The organism is Micromonospora sp. Llam0 (genome assembly GCF_003751085.1).
Classification (GTDB): Bacteria; Actinomycetota; Actinomycetes; order Mycobacteriales; family Micromonosporaceae; genus Micromonospora_E.
Genome location: NZ_RJJY01000002.1, coordinates 2363159 through 2383224 on the forward strand (window position 1 = coordinate 2363159; position 20066 = coordinate 2383224).

General features: G+C 70.6%; 20 protein-coding genes. 8 read left to right on the forward strand and 12 right to left on the reverse strand.

Translation table 11 applies throughout. The features are described 5' to 3' along the window. Positions 1 to 166: 166 nt before the first annotated feature. Entirely contained in the window at positions 167 to 682 is a 516-nt protein-coding gene (locus EDC02_RS37995; protein WP_123606901.1) for a hypothetical protein, read from the reverse strand. A 434-nt stretch (positions 683 to 1116) separates the two neighbouring features. Between EDC02_RS37995 and EDC02_RS38000 the strand changes: the two genes are divergently transcribed. From EDC02_RS38000 to EDC02_RS38035, 7 genes are all read left to right on the forward strand, one after another. Then, positions 1117 to 1317, forward strand: coding sequence for a hypothetical protein (locus EDC02_RS38000; RefSeq protein ID WP_123606902.1), 201 nt, complete (start codon positions 1117 to 1119; stop codon positions 1315 to 1317). 2 nt (positions 1318 to 1319) lie between these two features. Further along, positions 1320 to 1760, forward strand: coding sequence for a TadE/TadG family type IV pilus assembly protein (locus tag EDC02_RS38005; RefSeq protein ID WP_123606903.1), 441 nt, complete (start codon positions 1320 to 1322; stop codon positions 1758 to 1760). A 74-nt stretch (positions 1761 to 1834) separates the two neighbouring features. Then, on the forward strand, positions 1835 to 2215 hold the full coding sequence (locus EDC02_RS38010) for a hypothetical protein (RefSeq protein ID WP_233606737.1): 381 nt from the start codon (positions 1835 to 1837) through the stop codon (positions 2213 to 2215). Continuing rightward, complete coding sequence (locus tag EDC02_RS38015; RefSeq protein WP_123606905.1) at positions 2212 to 2661, forward strand: pilus assembly protein TadG-related protein; 450 nt, start codon at positions 2212 to 2214, stop codon at positions 2659 to 2661. Before EDC02_RS38010 ends, EDC02_RS38015 begins: the two co-directional genes overlap by 4 nt. A gap of 21 nt (positions 2662 to 2682) precedes the next feature. Then, positions 2683 to 5793 (forward strand): BTAD domain-containing putative transcriptional regulator, encoded by a 3111-nt coding sequence (locus EDC02_RS38020; RefSeq protein WP_123606906.1) that lies wholly within the window; start codon positions 2683 to 2685, stop codon positions 5791 to 5793. Beyond that, a complete protein-coding gene (locus tag EDC02_RS41150; RefSeq protein WP_199758061.1) occupies positions 5790 to 7223 on the forward strand; it encodes a hypothetical protein in 1434 nt (477 codons plus the stop codon). The genes EDC02_RS38020 and EDC02_RS41150 overlap by 4 nt, the downstream gene beginning before the upstream one ends. A gap of 1107 nt (positions 7224 to 8330) precedes the next feature. After that, a complete protein-coding gene (locus EDC02_RS38035; protein WP_123606908.1) occupies positions 8331 to 9119 on the forward strand; it encodes a class I SAM-dependent methyltransferase in 789 nt (262 codons plus the stop codon). A 222-nt stretch (positions 9120 to 9341) separates the two neighbouring features. Here the strand turns inward: EDC02_RS38035 and EDC02_RS38040 are convergent, their stop codons facing one another. Further along, the gene (locus EDC02_RS38040) at positions 9342 to 10604 is read right to left on the reverse strand and encodes a phosphotransferase (RefSeq protein WP_148083810.1); all 1263 of its coding nucleotides are present in this window, start codon (positions 10602 to 10604) and stop codon (positions 9342 to 9344) included. A gap of 104 nt (positions 10605 to 10708) precedes the next feature. After that, positions 10709 to 11161 (reverse strand): hypothetical protein, encoded by a 453-nt coding sequence (locus tag EDC02_RS38045; protein ID WP_233606643.1) that lies wholly within the window; start codon positions 11159 to 11161, stop codon positions 10709 to 10711. Positions 11162 to 11473: 312 nt separating this feature from the next. Between EDC02_RS38045 and EDC02_RS38050 the strand changes: the two genes are divergently transcribed. Next, a complete protein-coding gene (locus EDC02_RS38050) occupies positions 11474 to 12538 on the forward strand; it encodes a glycoside hydrolase family 18 protein (RefSeq protein ID WP_199758062.1) in 1065 nt (354 codons plus the stop codon). A 299-nt stretch (positions 12539 to 12837) separates the two neighbouring features. Here the strand turns inward: EDC02_RS38050 and EDC02_RS38055 are convergent, their stop codons facing one another. From EDC02_RS38055 to EDC02_RS42175, 9 genes are all read right to left on the reverse strand, one after another. After that, positions 12838 to 14637 (reverse strand): hypothetical protein, encoded by a 1800-nt coding sequence (locus EDC02_RS38055; RefSeq protein ID WP_123606912.1) that lies wholly within the window; start codon positions 14635 to 14637, stop codon positions 12838 to 12840. 21 nt (positions 14638 to 14658) lie between these two features. Next, a complete protein-coding gene (locus tag EDC02_RS42165) occupies positions 14659 to 15927 on the reverse strand; it encodes an AAA family ATPase (protein WP_233606644.1) in 1269 nt (422 codons plus the stop codon). A 370-nt stretch (positions 15928 to 16297) separates the two neighbouring features. Continuing rightward, positions 16298 to 16564, reverse strand: a complete 267-nt coding sequence (locus tag EDC02_RS38065; RefSeq protein ID WP_123606913.1) for a hypothetical protein — start codon at positions 16562 to 16564, stop codon at positions 16298 to 16300. Positions 16565 to 16701: 137 nt separating this feature from the next. Further along, complete coding sequence (locus tag EDC02_RS40645; RefSeq protein ID WP_158632459.1) at positions 16702 to 17352, reverse strand: hypothetical protein; 651 nt, start codon at positions 17350 to 17352, stop codon at positions 16702 to 16704. A gap of 223 nt (positions 17353 to 17575) precedes the next feature. Then, on the reverse strand, positions 17576 to 18025 hold the full coding sequence (locus EDC02_RS38070) for a hypothetical protein (RefSeq protein ID WP_123606914.1): 450 nt from the start codon (positions 18023 to 18025) through the stop codon (positions 17576 to 17578). Positions 18026 to 18197: 172 nt separating this feature from the next. Beyond that, on the reverse strand, positions 18198 to 18548 hold the full coding sequence (locus tag EDC02_RS38075; protein ID WP_123606915.1) for a hypothetical protein: 351 nt from the start codon (positions 18546 to 18548) through the stop codon (positions 18198 to 18200). A gap of 4 nt (positions 18549 to 18552) precedes the next feature. Continuing rightward, positions 18553 to 19008 carry a DUF4262 domain-containing protein gene (locus EDC02_RS38080; RefSeq protein WP_123606916.1) on the reverse strand — a complete coding sequence of 152 codons (456 nt, stop codon included), beginning with the start codon at positions 19006 to 19008 and terminating at the stop codon, positions 18553 to 18555. A 17-nt stretch (positions 19009 to 19025) separates the two neighbouring features. Next, complete coding sequence (locus EDC02_RS42170) at positions 19026 to 19232, reverse strand: hypothetical protein (RefSeq protein ID WP_233606645.1); 207 nt, start codon at positions 19230 to 19232, stop codon at positions 19026 to 19028. An 11-nt stretch (positions 19233 to 19243) separates the two neighbouring features. Next, positions 19244 to 19891, reverse strand: a complete 648-nt coding sequence (locus EDC02_RS42175; protein WP_233606646.1) for a hypothetical protein — start codon at positions 19889 to 19891, stop codon at positions 19244 to 19246. Positions 19892 to 20066: the final 175 nt, after the last annotated feature.

The window sequence follows — 20066 nt, forward strand, 5'->3', positions numbered from 1 at the left end:
AGCCGTGGGTTCAGCAATTCCGAAGCTTCGTCAGGCAGGAACCGAAGGGAGGTAAGCAGTGATGAGGCTAGTTGATGGCTGGGGTTCAGGAACTGACGGCGGCGGCGTCGGTGTCCGCCGATCACTGGTGGTGGACGGTGGGCGAGGGCTACCCGCACGGGACCCGTCACCACCGGTGGTAGATGACGCCTTCGAGGTCGTCGCGGTGGAAGGCGGCGGCGTTGGTGAAGTGGCCGTCGTACGGGCCGACCTTCGTGACCTGCCGTCCGGCTTGGACAACGATCTGGAGTCCGTGTTCCGGCTCCCAGTCGCAGTCACATTCCACGACGACGTACACGTGCCGGTCGCGGAAGCTGTCCCGCGCGACGGTGACCTCGACCGGGCGGATGTGCGCCCAGACCTGGTCCGGGTGGGAGATCGACACCGGCATGGAGCCGTCGGTGACCTCGGACGCGATGTCCTGGTAGTAGTCGAAGATCGCCGGCGCGGCGGTCAGAACAGACTCGTCGATGCTGAGGAACGCGGCGATGGCGGCATGGAACTCTTCCTTGGCCGGATCGTCGTCGTATCCGTCGATCATCAGGAAGTAGGTGCCCCCACCCAGGGCCGGCACGGTGACAGGCTCGCCGCGGTACCGCCCGTCGACGTCCTCGATCACCGATCCGAGACCAGGGATGTCCATCCGGACACCCTACGGCGACAGCGATCCGGTCGATGGTCCGGCTGGTGCGACGCCGGTGACCCCACGCCGATCAGCGGTTCGCGCTGGCCCAGCGACGTCGCCGGTCAGCGGGTGCGCGCGCCCACAGCGGGAGCGCCGGCCGCACACCGGACCCAGGCCCCATGCCCGGGTGTGGTCGGCCCGCCTGCCGCATCGCACGACAGACATCGATCCATCAGCGGGTTTGTTCCGCCCGCTCGTCTCGAAGATCACCCGATGTCGGCAATCCCGACCGTCTCCGGCCCACGGCGGCGACGCGACGGGCCGGCCCTGCCCATCACTTCCGCCCTGGGCGGCAGGCCGCGTGGACACATCGTGGAACAGCTCACGGACCGACGGTCTGCCGTCGTACGCGAACAGCCTCCTCCACCCACAACAACCCCGGGAGCAGCCCAATGACCAGAGCATTCGCCATGCTGACCATCGTCCGCCTCACGCTGACCGACCGGATGCGGGAAATACGCGAGGACGGCGACCGTGGTTCCGAAACCACCGAGAAGGTCCTGTGGATCGCGTTCCTCGTGCTGCTCGTCGCCGGGGTGTACGCGATCTTCCAGTCCAAGATCATCACGAAGATCACCGGCATCACCCTGTGACGATGGCCGCCACACACCCGCCCCGACGCCGCCCTGGTGGTGACCGTGGCTCGACCACCACCGAGGTGGTGCTCTACGCCCCGCTGCTCATGTTGCTGGTCCTGCTGGGGGTGCAGTTCGCGACCTGGGGCCTGGCGCAGTTGGCCGTGCAGCACGCGGCCCACCACGCGCTGCAGACCACCCGGGTGCAGGGCGGCACTGTCGCGGCGGGGCAGGCCGACGCCGACGCCGTACTCACCCACATCGCCGGCAGCCTCGTCAGCGGCCGGCAGATCAGCGTCACCCGCACGACCGACACCGCCACAGTCCACATCAGAGCCGATGCGCCGCGGGTCGTGCCGTTCCTCACCCTGCGGGTGTCGACGACGGTGGTCGCGCCGGTCGAACGGTTCCGCCCGGACACCGACCTGCTGGGGCTCGCCGGACAGGCAGGTGACCGGTGAGCACGCCCGAACCGCCGGCCGCACTCCATCGCCTCCCCAGGCTGCGGGGGGACACGGGGTCGGTGAGCACCGAGATCGCCCTCGCCTACGTGCCGTTGATGGTCCTCGCCGCGCTCGCGATCGTCGCCTGCCTGCGGCTGGTGTCGGCCGACAGCGACGTCCACGCCGCCGCCGCGGCGGCCGCCCGGCAGGCGTCGCTGGCCCGCACCCCGGCCACGGCCGTCGCCGCCGGCACGGACGCCGCCGCGGCGACTTTGCAGGGCCGGAACATGACCTGCCAACCCCACACCACGACCATCGCCGCCGGAGAGATGACCCCCGGTGGGATCGTCTCCGCCACCGTGGTCTGCACCGTCCACCTGGAGGATCTGTTCGGGCTGGGGCTACCCGGCACGGTGACCCTGTCCGGCACCTCGTCGCAACCCGTCGACCGGTTCATCGGGGTAAGCCCGTGAACCGCCGGCTACCTGCCCGTCTCGCGCGGATCCGGCGTGATGACCGGGGTCAGATCACCCCGTGGACGGCCGTCGGCGTCGTCATCGTTCTGATCCTCGCCGGCCTCGTCCTCGACCTCGGTCTGGGAATGTCCGACAAGGTCCGGCTGCTCGACGTCGCGCAGGCCGCCGCCCGGGCCGGCGCCCGTGAGATCGACCTCGCCACCTACCGCGCCACCGGCATCATCCAACTCGCACCCGCCCAGGCAGCCGCCGCCGCGCGGTCATTCGCCCACCAGGCCGGCACCGGCGGCCAGGTGAGTGTGTCCGCCTCCACCACCGCCGTGACCGTGTCCATCACCGGCACCCGGCAGACACAGCTACTCACCCTCGTCGGGATCACCGCTCTGCCGGTGTCCGCGACCGCCACCGCGACCCCTTCGACCGGTGTCACCACACCCTTCTGACCGGAACGCCCGGGAGCCCTCGTGTTCGTATTCCTCGCCGCCACAGGCCGCCGGCTGGCCGGACTCGCGCTCCTGGTCCTGCTCACCGCCGGTGTTCCGTACGCACTGATCCGCTACGTCGGCTGGCCTCTCCCCGCCCAGGTCCCCACCATGCGGGACATCGGCACGGCTCTGACCTCGCCGCTGACCGACACCATGCTCGGCAACCTCATCGTGTGCCTGCTGTGGCTGGCGTGGGCGGCGTTCATCTGGTCGCTGATCGCGGAGGTCGCGGAGGTCGTCGCCGGTATCCGGCTGCCGCAGCCGAAAGCCATGGCGCCCGCACGGGGACTCGCCGCGCTCCTGGTCGCCGCGATCACCGGCGGTGTCCTCGCCACCGCGGCCCAGGCCGCGCCGACCCTAACCCGGGCCGCCGAGGCGACCGGTCACAGCACCAGCGTCACCGTGTCGACCGCTCTGGCGGCGAACACCACCTCCACCACGGCGTTCGCGGAACCTGTCCGTGTCCGGGCTGAGCAGCCGGCGCCTCTCGCGCGGCTCACCTCCACCGCGGCGGGAGAGACCGTGTCAGCCCAGCTGGTGGCCGGCCAGGTGACGCTCGTCTCCGCCGGGCGGACCTACACCTGCGAGGTCAAGCGTGGCGACACCCTGTCGGCGATCGCACAAGAGTGGCTCGGTGATGCCAACAGGTGGCCCGAGATTTTCGCCCTGAACCGGGGCACCCACTTCAGCGACGTCGGCGGCACGCTCACGAACCCGAACCTGATCTACCCCGGCTGGACCTTGGAACTGCCCGACGACGCCACACCGCCAGCCGGCGCGCCGTCACGGACCGGACCGCCACCTGCCGAACCCGACGCGACGGGACCCGAACAGTCGGCACCCGCTGCCGCCCCTCCAGCGTCGACACCGCCCCCGCACACCGACCATCCACCATCCGCGAACCCGTCGGCCAGTTCCACCGCTGCGGTCCGCGACGGTGATGACGGCGTGGTGGAACCCGAGCCGCCGGCCGCCCCCGCCGCGCCGCCTGATCCCTCACCAACGGCTGGAACCGCGGCGGCCATCCCCGAGCCGCCGTCCGAGGAGCAGGCTCCCACGCCGGCGCCGGAACCCTCGCCGGGTGTCTTGATCGGCACCGGCAGTTGGCTGGACCTGGGGCTTGTCGCCGCGATCCTCGGAGCCGTCGCGCTCGTCTGGGCGCACCGCCGTCGCCGCTACACCCCTCGGCCGCCCGCGGCCCGGCTGCGCCTGGATGACCCGACTGTCGAGCCGATGCCTGAGGTGGTCACCCGGATCCGTCGCGGCCTGCGCCGCTCGACGCCGACCAGGAAGGCGGTCCCGGACACCCCACTCGACGCCCTCATCACGCATCCCGACGCGGACGAGCCGGACGCGACCGACGGCGTGCCCGAGGCCGCCCAGACGGCGGCCCCGCCGGAGCCGGTCACGCCCGCGCTGGCCAGCCCGGTGATGGAGGTCTGGCCACCCGCCGGACTCGGTCTGACCGGACCGGGCGCCGAGGCGGCGGCGCGAGGCTTCCTGGTGTCCGCCCTCGCGGCCGGAGGGCTCGACGAGCCCAACGGGCGCGGCTACGTCGTCATCCCCTCCGGCACCCTCGCCACCCTGCTGGGTGCCGCCGCCGTCACCGTGCCGGACACGCCCCGGCTGACCGTCACCGGCGGGCTCACCGACGCCCTGATGTTTCTCGAGGAGCAGACCCTGCACCGCACCCGGATGTGCTTCGACTACGAGGTCGACACCATCACCGGCCTGCGGGACGCGGACCCGATGGCCGAACCCCTGCCGCCGCTGGTGCTCATCGCCGACACCACCGCCGCCCACGAACGCGCCCGCATCGCCGCGCTGCTCGCCCAGGGCCAGCGCCTCGACATCCACGGAATCCTGCTCGGCGCCTGGCCCGACGGTGACACCGTCGTCGTGGCCGACGACGGTGTCACCAGCCCTGCCGAAGGCGACGCGAACCGGCACGGCCGGCATCCCGCCGACGTCGGCCGCCTCACCGTGATCGACCCGACCGAGGCCGCCGACCTGCTGCGGGTTCTCGCCGAGTCTCACACCGGCGAACCCCAGCCACCGGCACCCGCCGAGCGTGCGGCACTGCCCACCCCCGACGCCGGGCCGGCCGACGTCGGCAACGCGACGGTCCACAACGACGACGAGGCCGCCCCACCCGCCGAGCCGGCCGGGCCCGACGACGAACCAGCCACCGCCGCACCCGCCACCTCACCCCCCGGTCATCGACCCGACGACGGCGCGGTAGTCGAATCACCTGCCGACGACGACCGCGTCGAACCCGAGGAGGACGCCGCCGCCCAACCCGACGACGGCGAGGACGCCGGAATCGGGCAGGTCGAGGTCCGAGTGCTCGGCGACGCCTACGTCGTCGACATCGACACCACACAGCCGTTGCGTGGCAAGTCCCTGGAACTGCTGGTCTACCTGGCCGCCCGGGGAGGTACCGCGAGCCAAGAGGCGATCCTGGAAGACCTGCTGCCGGAAGCCACGAGCAGCAAAGCCCCGCACCGGCTGCACACCTACGTCTACAACCTGCGCCGGGTCCTCAAACGCACCGGCGGCCCCGCCACCTACCTGTCCCACCCCGGCCGCCGGTACATCCTGCACCGCGAAGCCGTCGACGTGGACCTGTGGCGGATGAGCGACGCCCTCGACGAGGCGAACCGGGCCGCCGACCCCGCCGACCGGACCTCCGCCCTACGTCGCGCCGTCAACGCCTACCAAGGTCCACTCGCCGACAGCAAAGAGTACGAATGGATCGAGCCGTACCGGGAGGCCGTGCAGCGGCAGGCAGTCGACGCCGCCCTCGCGCTGGCCGAGGACCTCGACGACCAACCCGCCGACGCGCTCGCCGTCCTCACCACCGCGATCGGGCACAGCCCCTACGCCGAGACGCTGTACCAGGCGGCCATGCGCGCCCACGCGGCGCTCGGCGACCCCGCGGCGATCCGCGACCTGCAGCGTCAGCTCGCCCGGTCCCTCGACGAGATCGACACCGAGGTCAGCGACGAGACGACCGCCCTGGCACGCGCGTTGGTGAACCGGCTGCAGCGCGGCCCGCGCGTAGGCGGGGAGGGCAAGGCCCCGCCATGATCGACAGCTACGTGGATCCGGGCCGGGCCAACGGCACCACCTGGCACCCGCCGGCTCCCGTCCGGCAGGCTCCCGCCGGGGCTCCGCCCACCCGAAACGGTCCAACGGTCGAGGAGCAGCCCGACACGCGACTGGAGCAGGCTGTCCGCCGCGCCGGGCAGATGCGGGCGGTCTTCTACGTCGTCGTGCTGCTCGTGGCCCTGACCGGGCAGGTCACGGGTGCGACGCAGAAGCTCGACATCCACCTGCTCCTTGCGATCCCCGCGGTCGGCGCGCTGGAACTGGGCGGCGTCGTGGTGATGGCCAACGCGGACGTGCGACGCCGGCTGGGAGAGCGCGCCATCGGCTCCCGGATCCTGTCGGCCGCCATCGCGGCCGGCGCGGTCACGTTCAACTGGCTGGCCCACGACAACCACCTCCTCGGTGGCTTCTTCGCCGGCATGTCGCTGCTCGGGTACCTGGTCTGGTTGATGCACGTCGAGAACGTGCGACGGGACCGGCTGCGGGCCATCGGCGCGCTTCCGCCGACCACACCGGCCTACGAGATCGTCGGGCACTGGCTGCGCCACCCCCTGATCACCCACCGCGCCCGGTCGATGGCCAAGACCGACCCTGGGCTCGGCCTCTACGGGTCACTCGACGCGGCACACGCCGCACGACGCCGCGAGCGGCGTGACGCCGCGATCGCGAAGGTCCTCCGCCGCAAGATCGCAGCGGCGGTCGACCCGACCACCGCCGCGATCGCCGTGCACGTCTACGACCTCGACCAGATCGCCGCCCGCCTGGCGGACACCGCCGACTACGACGGCCTCACCAACCTCATCGCCGCCGACCTCACTCCCACACGGATCGCCACCGCGGCCGAACGACCCGTGCGGCTCAGCATCGGCCGATGGCGCTCACGAGCCGGGCGCCCCCGCCCCGAGACGGAGCCGCTCCCCCGCCCCGACGAGCCACCGGGCGACCCGTACGTCGAACCGACGCGGCGTACGGCCGCCGCCGATTCCGAGCGGGACCGGCCAGCCACCGACGACGTCCCCGCCCACGGTCAGCCCACGCCGTCCGCCGAGCCGGCGAGAGAGCACACTGGCAACGGCGCGGAGCCGCCGCGATACGGTCCGGACGGGTCAACCTCAACGGCCGATGGCGCGACTCCCACCGATCCCGAGCCGCCGCCGCACACTCTCCAGACCAGGGACGGTGGCGACGAGCCACCACCAGCCGACCACGATCACCCGCCGACGCCAGGAGACGACGGCGAGCCGCCCGAGATCCCGGGCGAGACAGCCGCCGCCGTCGCCTACTGGCTCGAGGTCGACCCGCAGATGGGGTACGACGAGATCGCACGGCGGATCGGCCGGACGGAGCGAACCGTCCGCCGTAACCTGCCCCCCGGCTTTCGCCGGCCGAGCGTGCGCGGACGAACATAGGTTCGCGAGCCTCGACCGGACGCGGTCACCGCGACCGCGGAAGCAGCCGGTGCGAACGAAAAAGGGCCACCGTTCTCACTCGGGCGGGCGGGGCACCGCGAAGTGCCCCGCCCGTCATCCGGTGTGCTGTCGGCCGCTAACCGCCGTCGCACGGCGCTGGCCGGAGCGTAATCGCGGACCGGGATGCCTGCTGATCGGGTTGCGGCTTCCAGTCATCCGCATCCTGTTGTGTAGTGAATGGACCGACGGCCACCAGACAACGGTGTGCTCGATCGAACAGGATCAGACAGGTCGCGGCGCTGTCGGCCGGGCCAGCGGCGACCATACAGCGACGTCGAGGTGCTCGGGGGCGATCGCCAGCAGGCGTTGGTACGCGCGGTTGCCGACGTCGAAGGCGTGTTGGGTTGCCGTATCAGATATGGGATGTTCTTGACGTGAGAGTTCGATGCGGAAGCTTCCCGCGCGGCGGCTTCGGTCCGCGACCGGCTCGTGTGGGCGACAAGCCAGTGAGGGCGGGCGGCGGAGATGGTGTGTCGACCGCCGGTGACGCCGTGCTTCGGGCCGCGAGTGCGGATCGGTGGTGTGGCGGGGGTAAGGGGTTGGTGCCGCCGCCGGGGTAGGTGGGGGCGATCAGACGGCGGAGCAGGGTGATGGCTCCGTTGTCGCCGGGGTCGACGACGGTCGCGACAAGGCCTTCGGCGGTTCCCGGCATGCGGGTGAGGACGTAGACGGTGCCGTCGGTGTCGACCGCGTCGATGCATTGGACCTCGGTCGGTCTCGACCTACACACGGCAGCTGACCCCGCGGCATGGCGACGGTCAAAGTTGGTGACGTTGCGTGACGGGTGTTGCTGAGTCGGCCGTTCCCTCGACGTGCTGATCTGCCGATGAGCGCGTGCACGTCGGTCCGCCACGCACTGAGCCCTCCACTCGACGCGGCGCTGACCGGTAGGCACATCCACACATGCCACAAACCAGCGTCGCCCTCGGTGACGGTGGCCGCTGATTGTCAACTTTCCGAGCGCGTTGGAGAGCACCCGTTGACATACCGTTACGCTCGACGCTGAACCGCTTCCAACTCTGCCGGTGGCTTCGGCATGCTGAGTCGATGCGACTCGGGTTCAGTGGCGAGGTCGTCGACTACTACCACAAGTATCGGCGGGGCTACCCATCGCCCGTCATCGACGCATTGGTTGCGGCGCTGCAGCTGCGCGACGACGACATCGTCGTCGACCTCGGATGCGGAACCGGACAACTGACACTGCCGCTCGCCAGGCGCGTACGCGCGGTGGTCGGCATGGATCCGGAACCTGACATGCTCGAACGCGCACGCGATGTCGCAGGGAAGCAGGACACGACGAACGTCACCTGGATTCTCGGTGCCGATTCCGACATTCCCGCCCTTGGCGCGCTGCTGGATTCGCCGACACTCGGCGCGGTCACCATCGGGCAGGCACTGCACTGGATGGACCCCGACACCCTGTTCAACAATCTCGCCCCCCTGGTTCGAAACGGCGGAGGCGTGGCGATATTGACCAACGGATCCCCGGCATGGCTACAGGACACCACCTGGTCGAAGTCGCTGCGCAGCTTTCTCGAAGGGTGGCTAGTAAGACCGCTGACGTTCACCTGCGGCAGTGACGGTGCCAGCCAGCAGCGCTATGCCGCAAGTCTGCGCAGAGCTGGCTTCCACGTTAGCGAAACCACCGTCGAGTACACCGCTGAGATCGACCTCGAACACCTCATCGGCGGGGTCTACTCGGCGTTGTCCACCGACCATCTGCCGGCTCCGGAACAGCGCCCGGAGTTTGCCGAACAGATCCGGCAGGCCCTCCACCCCGTCGATCGATTCTCCGAACACGTCCGCGTCATGATGCTAATCGGCCAGAAAAACTGACTGGCAGACGCAGCAGCTCGTCCCACACCAGCGCAACCATGCCTGGATTACCCCGCATGATCGGGCCGAGAGCAGGCCGAACCGGACCCGGACCGTCCCGTTCGAGCCGCACTCTTCTGCCGCGTAGCGCTCATCACCGACGGCGATGTCGGCGCCGGTTGCCGGCGTCCGGACGTGCCGATGCGAGCGTGCGCCTGATCGAGGGTTCTGGCCTGTCGAACATCAGTGCACTTGATCATGCTGGGGTGGCGCGGGGGGGTTCCTGCCATCTCGCCTGCCGACCACGTTTCGCCGGTCTCCCTGCGGTGGGCCTGGGCGTCGTCTGTCCCTGGCTGACCGGAAGGCGGGAAACGTCGCCGGTGGCGGCGCAGTCGTGTCCGGCCAGCGGGCGGACATCGCCTTGGCGAGCCGGGTGAACCAGTCCGCCATCGTCAGCAGGATCTCGGCCCGTTCGGCGAGCCTGGTGAACACCCCGATCTGTTGCACGAGCTGCGCTCGACGGCGCCAACGTGTGCGCGACGGCTGCCCGGTGGCGGCCAGCAGCGGCAGTCGCTGTACCCGGACGGCGAGGGCCGCCGCGGCACCGACCGCGAGCGCCTGGTCAAGGCGTCCGAGGATCTCACCAGGCATGGCCTGGTCCAGTTCCCTGCGGTAGGCACGATCGGCCTCGGTCACCACGCTGTCGGGCAACGTCGCCCAGTGGGCGCTGTAAGTGGGGAACGGGAAGTGCAGGAACGACGCGTCGAAGCCGAAGTGTCCGAAGATCGCGCCTTCGAAGTCCACGATCCGTACGCCGTGCGGCGTCACCAGCGCGTTGCCAGGATTGAGGTCGGTGTGCGTCAGCGCCGCGAACGGGCCGGGTTCGGCGATCCGATCCCGGACGAACGCGGCGTCACCAGCCGCGATGCGTGCGTCCGGCAGGCCCAGCTCGGCGCAGGCCACCTCGACGTCCTGCCACCTCTCCATACCGGGCCAGGGCAGTCCGGGGCCGGCATCCGCCTGCGGCGCGCCGAGACCAGCCAGTGCCTGCCGGTACCCCGCACCCGCGCCGCGAGTACCGGCGTGCAGCCGCCCGACGGCCACGCCGAACTCCACCACCGCTCGCGTGGCGGCGTCGGCATCTGCGCCGAGGAGGACACTCTCCAACGTCGGCCAGCCTCCCAGATCGGTCGTGACCACGACCCCTGCGGCCTGGTCGGAAGCTATCAGCCGCGCGGTGACCCCGGTGGGTGCGGCCATCCGTAACGCGGCCTCCTCCCGTCGCAGGTGGGCAGGGCCGCCGTGACCGGCCCCGTCCACGCGGCGCGTCTTGACCACCACGGTCCAGCCGACGCCGGGCAGGTCGCGGTCGAACGTCAACCGCGTGACCGGAGCCCAGTCGTGCCCGAGCGGCACCTCCGCCACCAGCGACGCGAACCCACCATGCAGCGGCCGCAATATCGCGAGGACCATGTCCCGCCGGTGCGCCGTCAAGGGGTAATGCACGAATCACTCTCTCCCGGAGACCGATACCGTCCCGATCCGCGTACCCTGCCACGACCGACACGGTCATCCGAATCTGCGGATGGTGTGGGCGCGCGAGGGCACCCTCAGCCGAGCCAGTTGAACAGTAGGTCACCGAGCCGCTCCGGCTGGTGGTAGGCGACGTCGCGGCGTTCCTCGTCGGTGAGCAGGAATAGGCGTCGGTCGTTGAGCGGCTGATCCAGCTCTGCTCCGGTGGCGACCCGCAGCCCCGCGTAGCGGTAGACGTCCGCGGCGGGGACGTCTACGAACACCTCGTCGGTCCTGTCGGGATCATGCCGCCGAGCTCCAGCGGCCAGGTTGGCTGCTGCGTTGAAGAGGATGCTCAGCGACACGCCGTCACGGAGTCGAACACCGACCCGGTAGTAGTTCCGGCCGACCGTCGGCTCCTCGACCGAGGTGATGACCACGCCGCCGAGTTTCCTAGTGGCGTCGTGCACCAGGGCCAGCCAGGCTGCGTTCGCCAATCGGTCCGGGCCCGGTTTGGTCACGCCCGCTTGCAGCACATCAATGGTCGCCACCCCGGGATCATCCGGCATCGCAGTCCTGACAACGAACCCCGGGGGCGGACGACTCCACCTGGCTCCAAGCCGATCCCCGCATCCGGTCCGGTTTCACTCTCATGCCGCGAGGTGAGCGCCGACCTTGTATAGCCGAGCATGTCGTCGATCCGGGTCCACAGCACGCGCGCCAGGTCGTAGGCCTCGATCTCCGTGCTGTCCAACGCCGGGCGGCCTATCTCTCGCCCCCGGGACGCGAAATCAGGTACGGCGGATGTCGCCCCGAGGTTTTTGATCGAGTCGGCTATGACTGCCGGCTGCTACTGTGCGTGGATGATCATGGGGCGGGCGGTCTTGGGCGCCTATTTTCCCGGGGCGGACGAGCACACGTACCCGATTGAGCATCTCCCCGCCGACCTGTTGACCCACCTCTTCTACGCATTCGCCAGGATCGAGGACGGCCATCTGACGCTCCCGTCCGCGGCGCCAGCGCAGCTCGCCGTGATCAAGCGGACGCATCCGCACCTGCGCATTGTGATTTCGATCGGCGGCTGGGGCGCCGGTGGGTTCTCCGACGCCGCGCTGACCCCGCACACGCGCGCCGACCTGGTCGCCGAATGCCTGGAGCTGGTCGCCGGCTTCGACGGCGTGGATTTGGATTGGGAGTTTCCGGTATCGGGCGGCCCTGCCGAGCTCGCCCACCGGCCCGAGGACCGGCGCAACTGCACGCTGCTCGCCCAGGAGCTGCGTGACCGCCTCGGCTCGGACCGCCTGCTGACCGCCGCGCTACCGGCCGGGCGGCTGCAGTCGGCGGGCCCCTACGACCCGGCGGAGAGCTTCGACCTCGCGGCGCTCGCCGACATCCTCGACTTCGTCAACCTCATGACCTACGACTTCGGTACCGGCTTCTCCGGCATCGCCACGTTCAACGCGCCGCTGGCCGAGGTCGCCGACGACCCGATCGATCCCGACCTGCGGCGGTGGAACAACGTCACCGGTGCGGTCGACTACTACGAGCGTCACGGCGTACCACGGGACAAGCTCGTGCTCGGCGTACCGTTCTACGGCCAAGGCTTCCGCGTCGCCTCACCCGGCGAGCAGGCCGGGCTGTTCCAGCCCCAGATCGGTACCGTCGAGGTCGGCGACTGGCGCGACATCAGGCGTGACCTGCTGCCCGACCCGGCATGGCAGCGCCACCGCCATCGGGTCGCCCGCTCACCGTGGCTCTACCATCCCGGTACGCAGACGTTCGTGAGTTACGAGGATGCCGAGTCCATCGAGGAGCGGGCGGCGTTCGCGGCGAGCCACGGGCTGCGGGGCGCGTTCATGTGGCAGCTCGCTGGTGACGACACCGAGCACTCCCTCCTCGCCGCGATGACCCGCCCGTTCCGCGAGTAGCCCGTCCGGCCGCCTGGACATCGACCGGAGAGCCGGCCGTGCGGTGTGGCGTATGTAGGTCGAAAGCGGCTGCCTGGCTGCGGCGGCCGTCGCCCGAGTGCCAGGTGCGCGGATCTGCCGCGATCCGGTGCACCGAACCGACTCTCTTGGTAGCCCAGCGTAATAAGCGGATGGGGGCCACTGCGTCCGCGGCCGCCGACGGAGCCGAAGCGGCAGGTAACCGGGCCTGTGTACGGGTTCCCGTACATGGCTCTGCACGGGAACCCGTACACCAACAGGTGCCGGCCCTGGGCGTCGCCTCAGGTGTCGCGTAGTGCGGTGGCGGCGGCGCGGGCGATGAGCCTGCCGGCGTCGCCGGGGTTGCCGAGGATGGTGGCGTGGGCGTCCTTGAGGGGGCGGGAGTTGGGCGGTCCGAGCCAGAGCAGGCCACAGCCGGCGCGGACGAGACGGTCCAGACGTTTCTGGCCTTCGGTGATCTCGGCGGAGGTGAACTCGCCGTCGCTGACCACGACGAGCAGCCGCGCGCCGCCGCGGGGGTCGGCCAGGCCGAGGGCGGCGTCGAGGGCGTCCACCGCGAGGGGGAAACCCTGCGTGTTGCCCTCCTTGCCGAACAGGCGGACCCTGTCGGGTGGCTGGCCCGGGCGGGTCACGGCGGTGACGTACTGGCCGAAGGTGACGGTGGCGCTCGTGCCGCCGGCCCAGGCGGTGGCCTGGGCGGTGATCCACGCCGCTGAGGCGATCGGCCCGGCGAACGTCTCCACCGACGGGGAGACGTCGGCGACGATCCCGACGTGGATCGGCGGCTGCGGTACCCGGCGACGTTCGGTCCGTCGCCACGGCTGCGAGGTGGGGATCTGCCCGGCGGCGCGTTGCGCGTCGGCGGCGAGCGCGGCGCGGGTGACGAGCCGGCCGGGCGGGGTCACCGAGGTGGTGACCGCGTCGGTCGGTTCCCGGTAGGCGGCCTCCCGCAGTGCGCGGGCGAGCTTCCGCGCGGCGGCACGCTCATCGTCGCCGGGCTCCCGGGTCCGATGCCTCGACGGTTGCGTGCGGACCAGGGGGTTCCCGTTGGTGCTCGCGCCGCCCCCGCCGCCGGTACCTCCGTCTCCGTCGAAGACCGCGCCGGCCGCGTCCTGGGACCGTTTCTGCTGGTCGGCCTCTGCCTTGCGTTGCTGTGCCCGCTGTTGGGCGCGGGCGGCGGCAGCGGCGGCGGCCTGGGCGGCTTCGGCGTCGTGGACGGCCACGGCACCGACGACGGAGGCGGCCGCTTTGCGCAGCACGCCCCCACCCCCGGGGCTGCCTCCGCTGCCCTGCCCGGCGCCGCTGTGCCCGTTGCCTGAGCCCGCCTGCCCCGTTCCGGGCGGGGGCGGTGGGGTGTCGGGGTCGACGCCGAGGGTGTCGCACCAGCGTCGGCCGAGGGCGAGCATGGCGTCGGTGTCGTCGTCGGGCACCTGGTGCGCGTCGCGCCAGATGCTGGTGAGGGTCTTGAGCAGGGTCGGGCGCAGGATCCGGGCGACCGCGCGGCGGAGCTGTTCGGCCTCGTCGGGATCGATGACCCCGGCGTCGACCCTGGCGAGGACGAGCGCGGCGCTGGCGGCGGCGGCCCATGGGTCGTCGGTGGTCGGGATGTCGTCGAGCAGGATCCTGGTGACCGCGGCGCGGAGCCAGCGGCGGTCGCCGGGCCTGCGGCGCAGTTGGGCGGTCTCGATGCGGGACTCCTCCAGCAGTGCGGCGGCCTCGGCCACCCGGGCGGGTCCGGTGCCGAACTCCCAGCGGGTGTGTTGGGAGTGTGCGGCCTCGTGGACCAGCAGCCCCCAGGCGACGGGGTACTTCTCCCGGGCGTCGGGGTCGTGCGGGTCCACCGAGCGGGGGTCGATGCCGAGGTACGTGCCGTCGATCTCGACGGTGGCGCGTTCACGGATGAAGCAGGCCGGTGCGCCGTTACCGGCGCCGGGTTCGATGACCACGAGGAGGTCCTCGCGGCCGGCGATCGGGGGGATGTGCGCGCTGAGCGCGGCCGACATGCGCAGCCAGGCGTGGTCGGCCGGTAGTGGGGTGGACGCGGCGTCCGGGTCCGGGTTGAGGTGTTTCGACAACGACATGGGTGTGCCTCCGTTTGCGGGTTACAGCTGGTTGCCGAGGGCGAGGGGCAGGATCTTGGCCAGGCCGAAGGCTTGGCAGACGGTCTTGTGGACCACTTCGCGGTCCTCGACCGGGGCGAGGCCGATGAGGTTGGCCATGGCGGTGTCGACCCCGAGGACGTCGGTGATCCGTTTGAAGGCGAGCAGTTCGCGCAGCTGCGGGGCCCATCCGATCTCGCCGCTGTCGTACTGGGTGGCGAGGTTTCGGGCGGCGCGGACCATCCGGGAGTCGACGCCGAGCGCGGCGGCCAGGTCGTAGTCGGAGGAGACCTTGACCTGGGTGGAGAACCGGCTGGAGAGGGCTTCGGTCAGCACGGCGCCGTGGACGCCGGGGTTGTGGCCGGCGACGACGTAGAAGCCGGGGGCGGCGGTGACGACCCGGCCGGCGGCGGCCTTGAGGATGATCTGCCGTCGGCCGTCCATGGCCGGGTAGACCACGGCGAGGACCTTCGGCTGGATCAGGGTGGCGTCGTCGATGAACAGCACCCCGCCGGCTTCCATCGCCCGCGGCAGCGGGCCGGGCACGAACTCGTAGCCGCCGCTGTCGGTGGGCACGTAGTCCCCGACGATGTCGCCGACCGTGGTGTCGCCGTCGCCGGGCACCGTGTACAGGTCGGTGCCGAACGCGGCCTCGATCAGCGAGGTCTTGCCGGTGCCGGGCGGCCCGTAGAGCAGCACGGGGACGTCGGCGTCGCGGAGGTCTCGCAGCACGTCGACGTCGGGGCGCTTGGCCAGCAGCCGTGGGTAGTACAGCTGCCCGTTCGGGCGCCGCACCGGCCCCGTGGTCGGCTTCTTCGGCGCGGGCGCCGCCGGTGTCGCGGGTCGCGGGGTCGCAGCCGCCGGCTGTGTGGGGTGGGTGGATGCCGCCGGGCGTGGGGCTGGGGCGGCGGGCAGGGCCGGGGACGCGGGTCGAGCGGTGGTGCTTTGTGGTCCGGGCGGTATCGGCGTCGGGTTCGCCCGGTGCTCCGTCAGCCCGGCCGAGGTGATGCGGTACTGCTTGGGCGAGCTTGGCAGGAGTTCGGCGTGGCCGCGCGCGACGAGCCGGTCGCACGCCTGACCGATCGCGCCAGAGGACCGTCCGGCGAGGACCCCGGCGATGTCGCCGACGTCCAGGGCGACGCCGGCGCTGGCCAGGACCGCGAGGACCTGGTTCTGCAGCTCGCCGGCGCGTAGCCTCGGCAGTCCGCTGACCGCGTTGATCCCGGCCGCGCCGGCAGGTGTGGCGGGCGTACCCGCTGTCGGTGTGGTCATCGCAGGTCCCCTGACGCCGTCGATCGGTGCGGCGCAGACACGACTACCGTTGCCGCTCTCGCTGATCAAGTCGCGGTCGGGGCTGTGGTGCGCTGGTGTGGGTGGAGAGTCCATCCGTTGTTCCTCCTGAGTAAAGGGACAGGAGGTGGCCACGCCTCCGGCGTGGCCACCTCCCGGTCGGGAATTGGGGTTGGTGCCGCGCCGAACCGCCGTCAAGAGGCGGGGCGGACAACCGGTGGCGGTGCCGAAAGCGGGCGTCGGTCAGCTACGGATGACGCCGCGGGAACGGGTGGAGCTGGTGCCGCTCGCCGGAGTGTCCGGACGTCGAGCGGAGTCGGGGTCGGGTGGCGTGGGTGCGCCGGTCACGGCTTCACGTGGTCTGCCACACCCAGCGGTTGCCGGTGCCGTTGAGGCCGTCACGCGTGCCGCGCGATACGATCTGACCACGCTCGTCGATGATCTCGACGCGCCAGAACACCGACAGGGTGCGGTACTCGCGCTGCACGTGGTGTTGCGCCGCGGTGAGGCTAGGGAACAGGGTCCCTGTACCGGCGGATACTTCAGTGATGGGGTGAACGCTCGGGTTTCCCTCCAGATACCGATGCCCTCGGACGGATACAGCGAGGATTCTGAGCATCTCGCCTCCTTTCTGGGGTAGAGGAATTGCTTTCAGGGCTCGGCTCGCGCCGTGGCCGTGCCGGCCCGCGGTACCGGGCCGCGCCCAGGCGGGCCAGTACGGCCCGGGGCGCGCCGGGTCGGGTGGCGGGCCGGGTTCTACTCCGGCCATTCCTCCCACGTCCACGTACCGGCGCCAACGGCGAACATGTCGTCGTCGTCCGGGTGGATGACCTCCTGGACGCCCTCGTCGTGGAACAGGAGCACGTTGCCGTCCTCGAGCAGCTGTCCGGCGAGGGAGTCGGGGTGCTGCCCGCTGCGGCGCCGGTCCTCGTCCAGGTCGGCCATCAGCCGGGCGACGATGTCACGGGTGAAGCGGGGTCGGGCCCAGCCGTTCCAGCCCGCCGGCCAGATCTGGCAGGGGTAGGGCCCGCCGTGGGCGCCGGCGATTCGGACCACGCCGGGACGCCAGGGCGACGCGACCGCGGCGCGACTGCCGCCTGGGGTGAGCAGCTGCGCGGCACCGGTGCTGACCGCGGTGGACAGGAGCACGGCGATGGCCCGGTAGGCGCGCTCGATCGCGGTAGCAGCGTCCGCCACGATGCCGTGCACGTAGTCCGGGTCCTGGCTGATGGTGTAACGCAGGCCGGGGTCGTTGATGTAGCTGGCATGTTCGATGAGGACCGCGCACAGCCGGGCGGCCTGTGTGTCGGTCGCGGGGACGCCCGGGTCGGTGAGGAGCGAGGTTTCGTCGAGGTCGTAGCCGAACTGAGCGGCCACCCGGACGAGAGGGCTTTTCGACGGAGGCATGGATTTCTCCCAGCGAAGAGGCAGCGGCGCCCACGAAGGCGAGCCCGCCCAGTGGTGGGTGGGCCAGCCTTCGGGGCGCCGCATGCGAATGATTGGAGCTGGATTGACCTGAAAACCTCGGCGGCGGGCTGCCGGAGTGCGCTGTCGCCTACCGGCGGGCTGGCGGCAGACCGGCGGGCCGGCGGCGCGGATTAGCCACCGAGGTTGACGCGTCGGCGCCCGGCTACTGAGTCGCCGGGGACATGGTGATGAGGCTCGGGTCGACGAGGGCGCAGAAGCTGCGGTGGACACCACGCCAGTAGCGGCCGTTGTCGCCGCCGAGCTTGGCCAGGGAGACCTTGTCGCCGCTCGTCCGCAGGACGACGTAGAGCTGGCCAGCCTGCCCTGGCCACCGTGGCCCGGCGACCGTGACGACACTGCCGGCCCACAGGGTGACCGGGTTGGCTGGGGCCGGATGCGTGCCGTCCGGCTGTTCGGCAGCGGCGGTGGTCTCCGGCGTGGGCTCAAACATGTCCTTGGGTGCCCGGATGGGACGCCCGCCGCTGACGGGAGCGGCGTCGAGGTTCACTCGGTGAACCTCGACCACGCGATACACGACGTTCTCCTCGCCAGGGCGAGCGAAAACCGGGCTGATGACGACAAGGTCCTCCTTGGCGAAGGTGTGACCGGACATGGAAAGTAACGCTCCTGTGTCGATTCATGGACAGAACAAAGCCCCACGCGCGGGGCGTGGGGCCAGGTGAATCGCGTCGCTGTCTCCCACAGCGACATCCGGGTTCGTAGTGAACGGGGAGGACGGCGACGGCGTCGCCGTTAGACAGCGGGGCCGTTTCAGGCCCCGCCTGTCACACGGGCATTTCCAGCACTCCGAGTTCGGCGAGCGGAATGACGAGCGTCCGTACTCGATCGACGGCTGCTTGTCGCTCGTCGAGGAGGGTCAGGGACATGTCCGCCAGTGCGCCGGCGACGAGCAGTAGGTCCTCGGGAAGGCCGCCTTCGACTTTCGCCGCGTCAAGCATGTGATTGAGCTCTTGCTGATGCTTCTCTACCAGGCCGGTGTTGAACTCGACGGTCGCGGCGGCGCTGATGAGCGCGGTCACGGCCGGGGATAGCAGATTGTTGTGCAACGCGGTCCAGTTGACGGTCGCGCCAACTTCCAACGCCAGGCCGTTGACGGCTCCCGTGATGCCGCTCATCGGGTTACGGGCGTCCCAGCAGCGGTTGCACGTGAGCGGGGTATTCGTAGCCGTCGTCCCACGGGAACCGGGAGCGCGGGTCCGGCCACACGATCTGCTGCAGGCGCACGCGATCCTTGCCGTACCGGGCGTGGGCCGCACCGGGAAGCAGCGCGTCGGTGGCGGGTCCCTCGACGATGATCGCGTCGTAGCCGACGAGCAGGTCGGCGACGCGTTGGCCGTGGGTGAACCGCTCGGCCCGGGAGTAGACGCGTCCGGCCATGTCGTTCAGCAATGCCTGGGCGATGAGCGGGTCGAGGCCGGCGATGACCAACTCAGGGAAATCATGCTCGGTCAGGCCGACGGTGTAGGCGAACGTGGAGCCGCTCTCCCCGAGATCGGGTAGTACGGCGGTCACTGCCCAGCCGAATTCGTTGATGAGACGTTGTTGGTTTTGGAGGAACTCCTCGAGCGGTGGCATCTTGTTTCCTTTCTTGTTTAGCGGGCGAGGATGGAGACGGCGTCACCAAGAAGCAGCGGGGCGCCGTCCGGCCCCTTGATGTGTTTGTGGACCCAGATGCGATACCGCCGGCCTTCAGCGTCGGAGAGGTGACGCCAGTGGCCTTTGACAAAGAACCGGACCCGGTAGTGCCATTTCGCTTCACCGGTGTTGCGGTCGGTGACGGGTTTGCGTCGGCGCAGCATGACGACGCGGGTCAGGTGGACGACCTTGTCTCGTTGGGCGCGGCGGCGGGCGGCGCGGTCGAGGGGCGGGGCGGATACGGTGGCGAGGGGTTGGGCCTGGATGGCCCAGAACGCGTAGGCGATGGCGGCACCGCGTTGACCCGGACGGTCGATTCGTCGATGCAGAACCGCCCGTCGGGGGCTGGTTCCCACTCGATGTCGTCATCGTCGTACGCGGTGAGGTCGCAACGGGCTTCGACCGACCTGCCCACGGGAATCCGGGCCGATGAGGCCAGCACGTACGGGCCGAAGTCCGCCGCGAGTTGGGCGTCCTGTGTGTACTGGGCTCGGAGGCGGGCGGCGCTGGGGTCGAGCGGGTCGTTACGGTCGGCCCAGCCGGTGATCCACCAGTCGGTGCTTCCGGTGCCGATGTTGTGCATCTTTGCCCAGGTGACCGCGCCTATCGATGCGACCTGGCCGTGTGTTCCACGGTGGTAGATCGGTTCGGGCAGGAAAAGGACGCCGCTGTCGCTGGGGGCGATGTCGTCGGGGATGAGGTCGCCGGTCAGGTCGAGTGCCTCGGCTGCGGCGGCCACGATCGCGGTCATCTCGGGGGCCAGCACGTAGGGATCGCCGAGTTGCCACGGCTGGTGGGCGAGCTTGTCGACGGCTGCGAGCACCTTCGGCGTTGTCGTCGCGACGGTCTCCTCGAACGCGGGCGTCGAGGTAGGCCTTCAGGTACTGCTGCGCGAAGCGGGTACGGCTGTAGTCGACCATCCGTGACTTGAGGTGGACGGCGGCCCGGGCGTAGCCGGCCAGGGTTGTCTCTTGGTAGAAGCTCAAGGTGCCTCCAAA

Bases quoted from the DNA above. Each gene is read 5' to 3' on its own strand.
- EDC02_RS38055 (WP_123606912.1), bottom strand. From the start codon at position 14,637: ATGTCGTTGTCGAAACACCTCAACCCGGACCCGGACGCCGCGTCCACC.
- EDC02_RS38075 (WP_123606915.1), bottom strand. From the start codon at position 18,548: ATGAGCGGCATCACGGGAGCCGTCAACGGCCTGGCGTTGGAAGTTGGC.
- EDC02_RS37995 (WP_123606901.1), bottom strand. From the start codon at position 682: ATGGACATCCCTGGTCTCGGATCGGTGATCGAGGACGTCGACGGGCGG.
- EDC02_RS38070 (WP_123606914.1), bottom strand. From the start codon at position 18,025: ATGTCCGGTCACACCTTCGCCAAGGAGGACCTTGTCGTCATCAGCCCG.
- EDC02_RS42165 (WP_233606644.1), bottom strand. From the start codon at position 15,927: ATGACCACACCGACAGCGGGTACGCCCGCCACACCTGCCGGCGCGGCC.
- EDC02_RS42170 (WP_233606645.1), bottom strand. From the start codon at position 19,232: ATGCTGCGCCGACGCAAACCCGTCACCGACCGCAACACCGGTGAAGCG.
- EDC02_RS41150 (WP_199758061.1), top strand. From the start codon at position 5,790: ATGATCGACAGCTACGTGGATCCGGGCCGGGCCAACGGCACCACCTGG.
- EDC02_RS38005 (WP_123606903.1), top strand. From the start codon at position 1,320: ATGGCCGCCACACACCCGCCCCGACGCCGCCCTGGTGGTGACCGTGGC.
- EDC02_RS38050 (WP_199758062.1), top strand. From the start codon at position 11,474: ATGATCATGGGGCGGGCGGTCTTGGGCGCCTATTTTCCCGGGGCGGAC.
- EDC02_RS40645 (WP_158632459.1), bottom strand. From the start codon at position 17,352: ATGCCTCCGTCGAAAAGCCCTCTCGTCCGGGTGGCCGCTCAGTTCGGC.
- EDC02_RS38065 (WP_123606913.1), bottom strand. From the start codon at position 16,564: ATGCTCAGAATCCTCGCTGTATCCGTCCGAGGGCATCGGTATCTGGAG.
- EDC02_RS38035 (WP_123606908.1), top strand. From the start codon at position 8,331: ATGCGACTCGGGTTCAGTGGCGAGGTCGTCGACTACTACCACAAGTAT.
- EDC02_RS38000 (WP_123606902.1), top strand. From the start codon at position 1,117: ATGACCAGAGCATTCGCCATGCTGACCATCGTCCGCCTCACGCTGACC.
- EDC02_RS38080 (WP_123606916.1), bottom strand. From the start codon at position 19,008: ATGCCACCGCTCGAGGAGTTCCTCCAAAACCAACAACGTCTCATCAAC.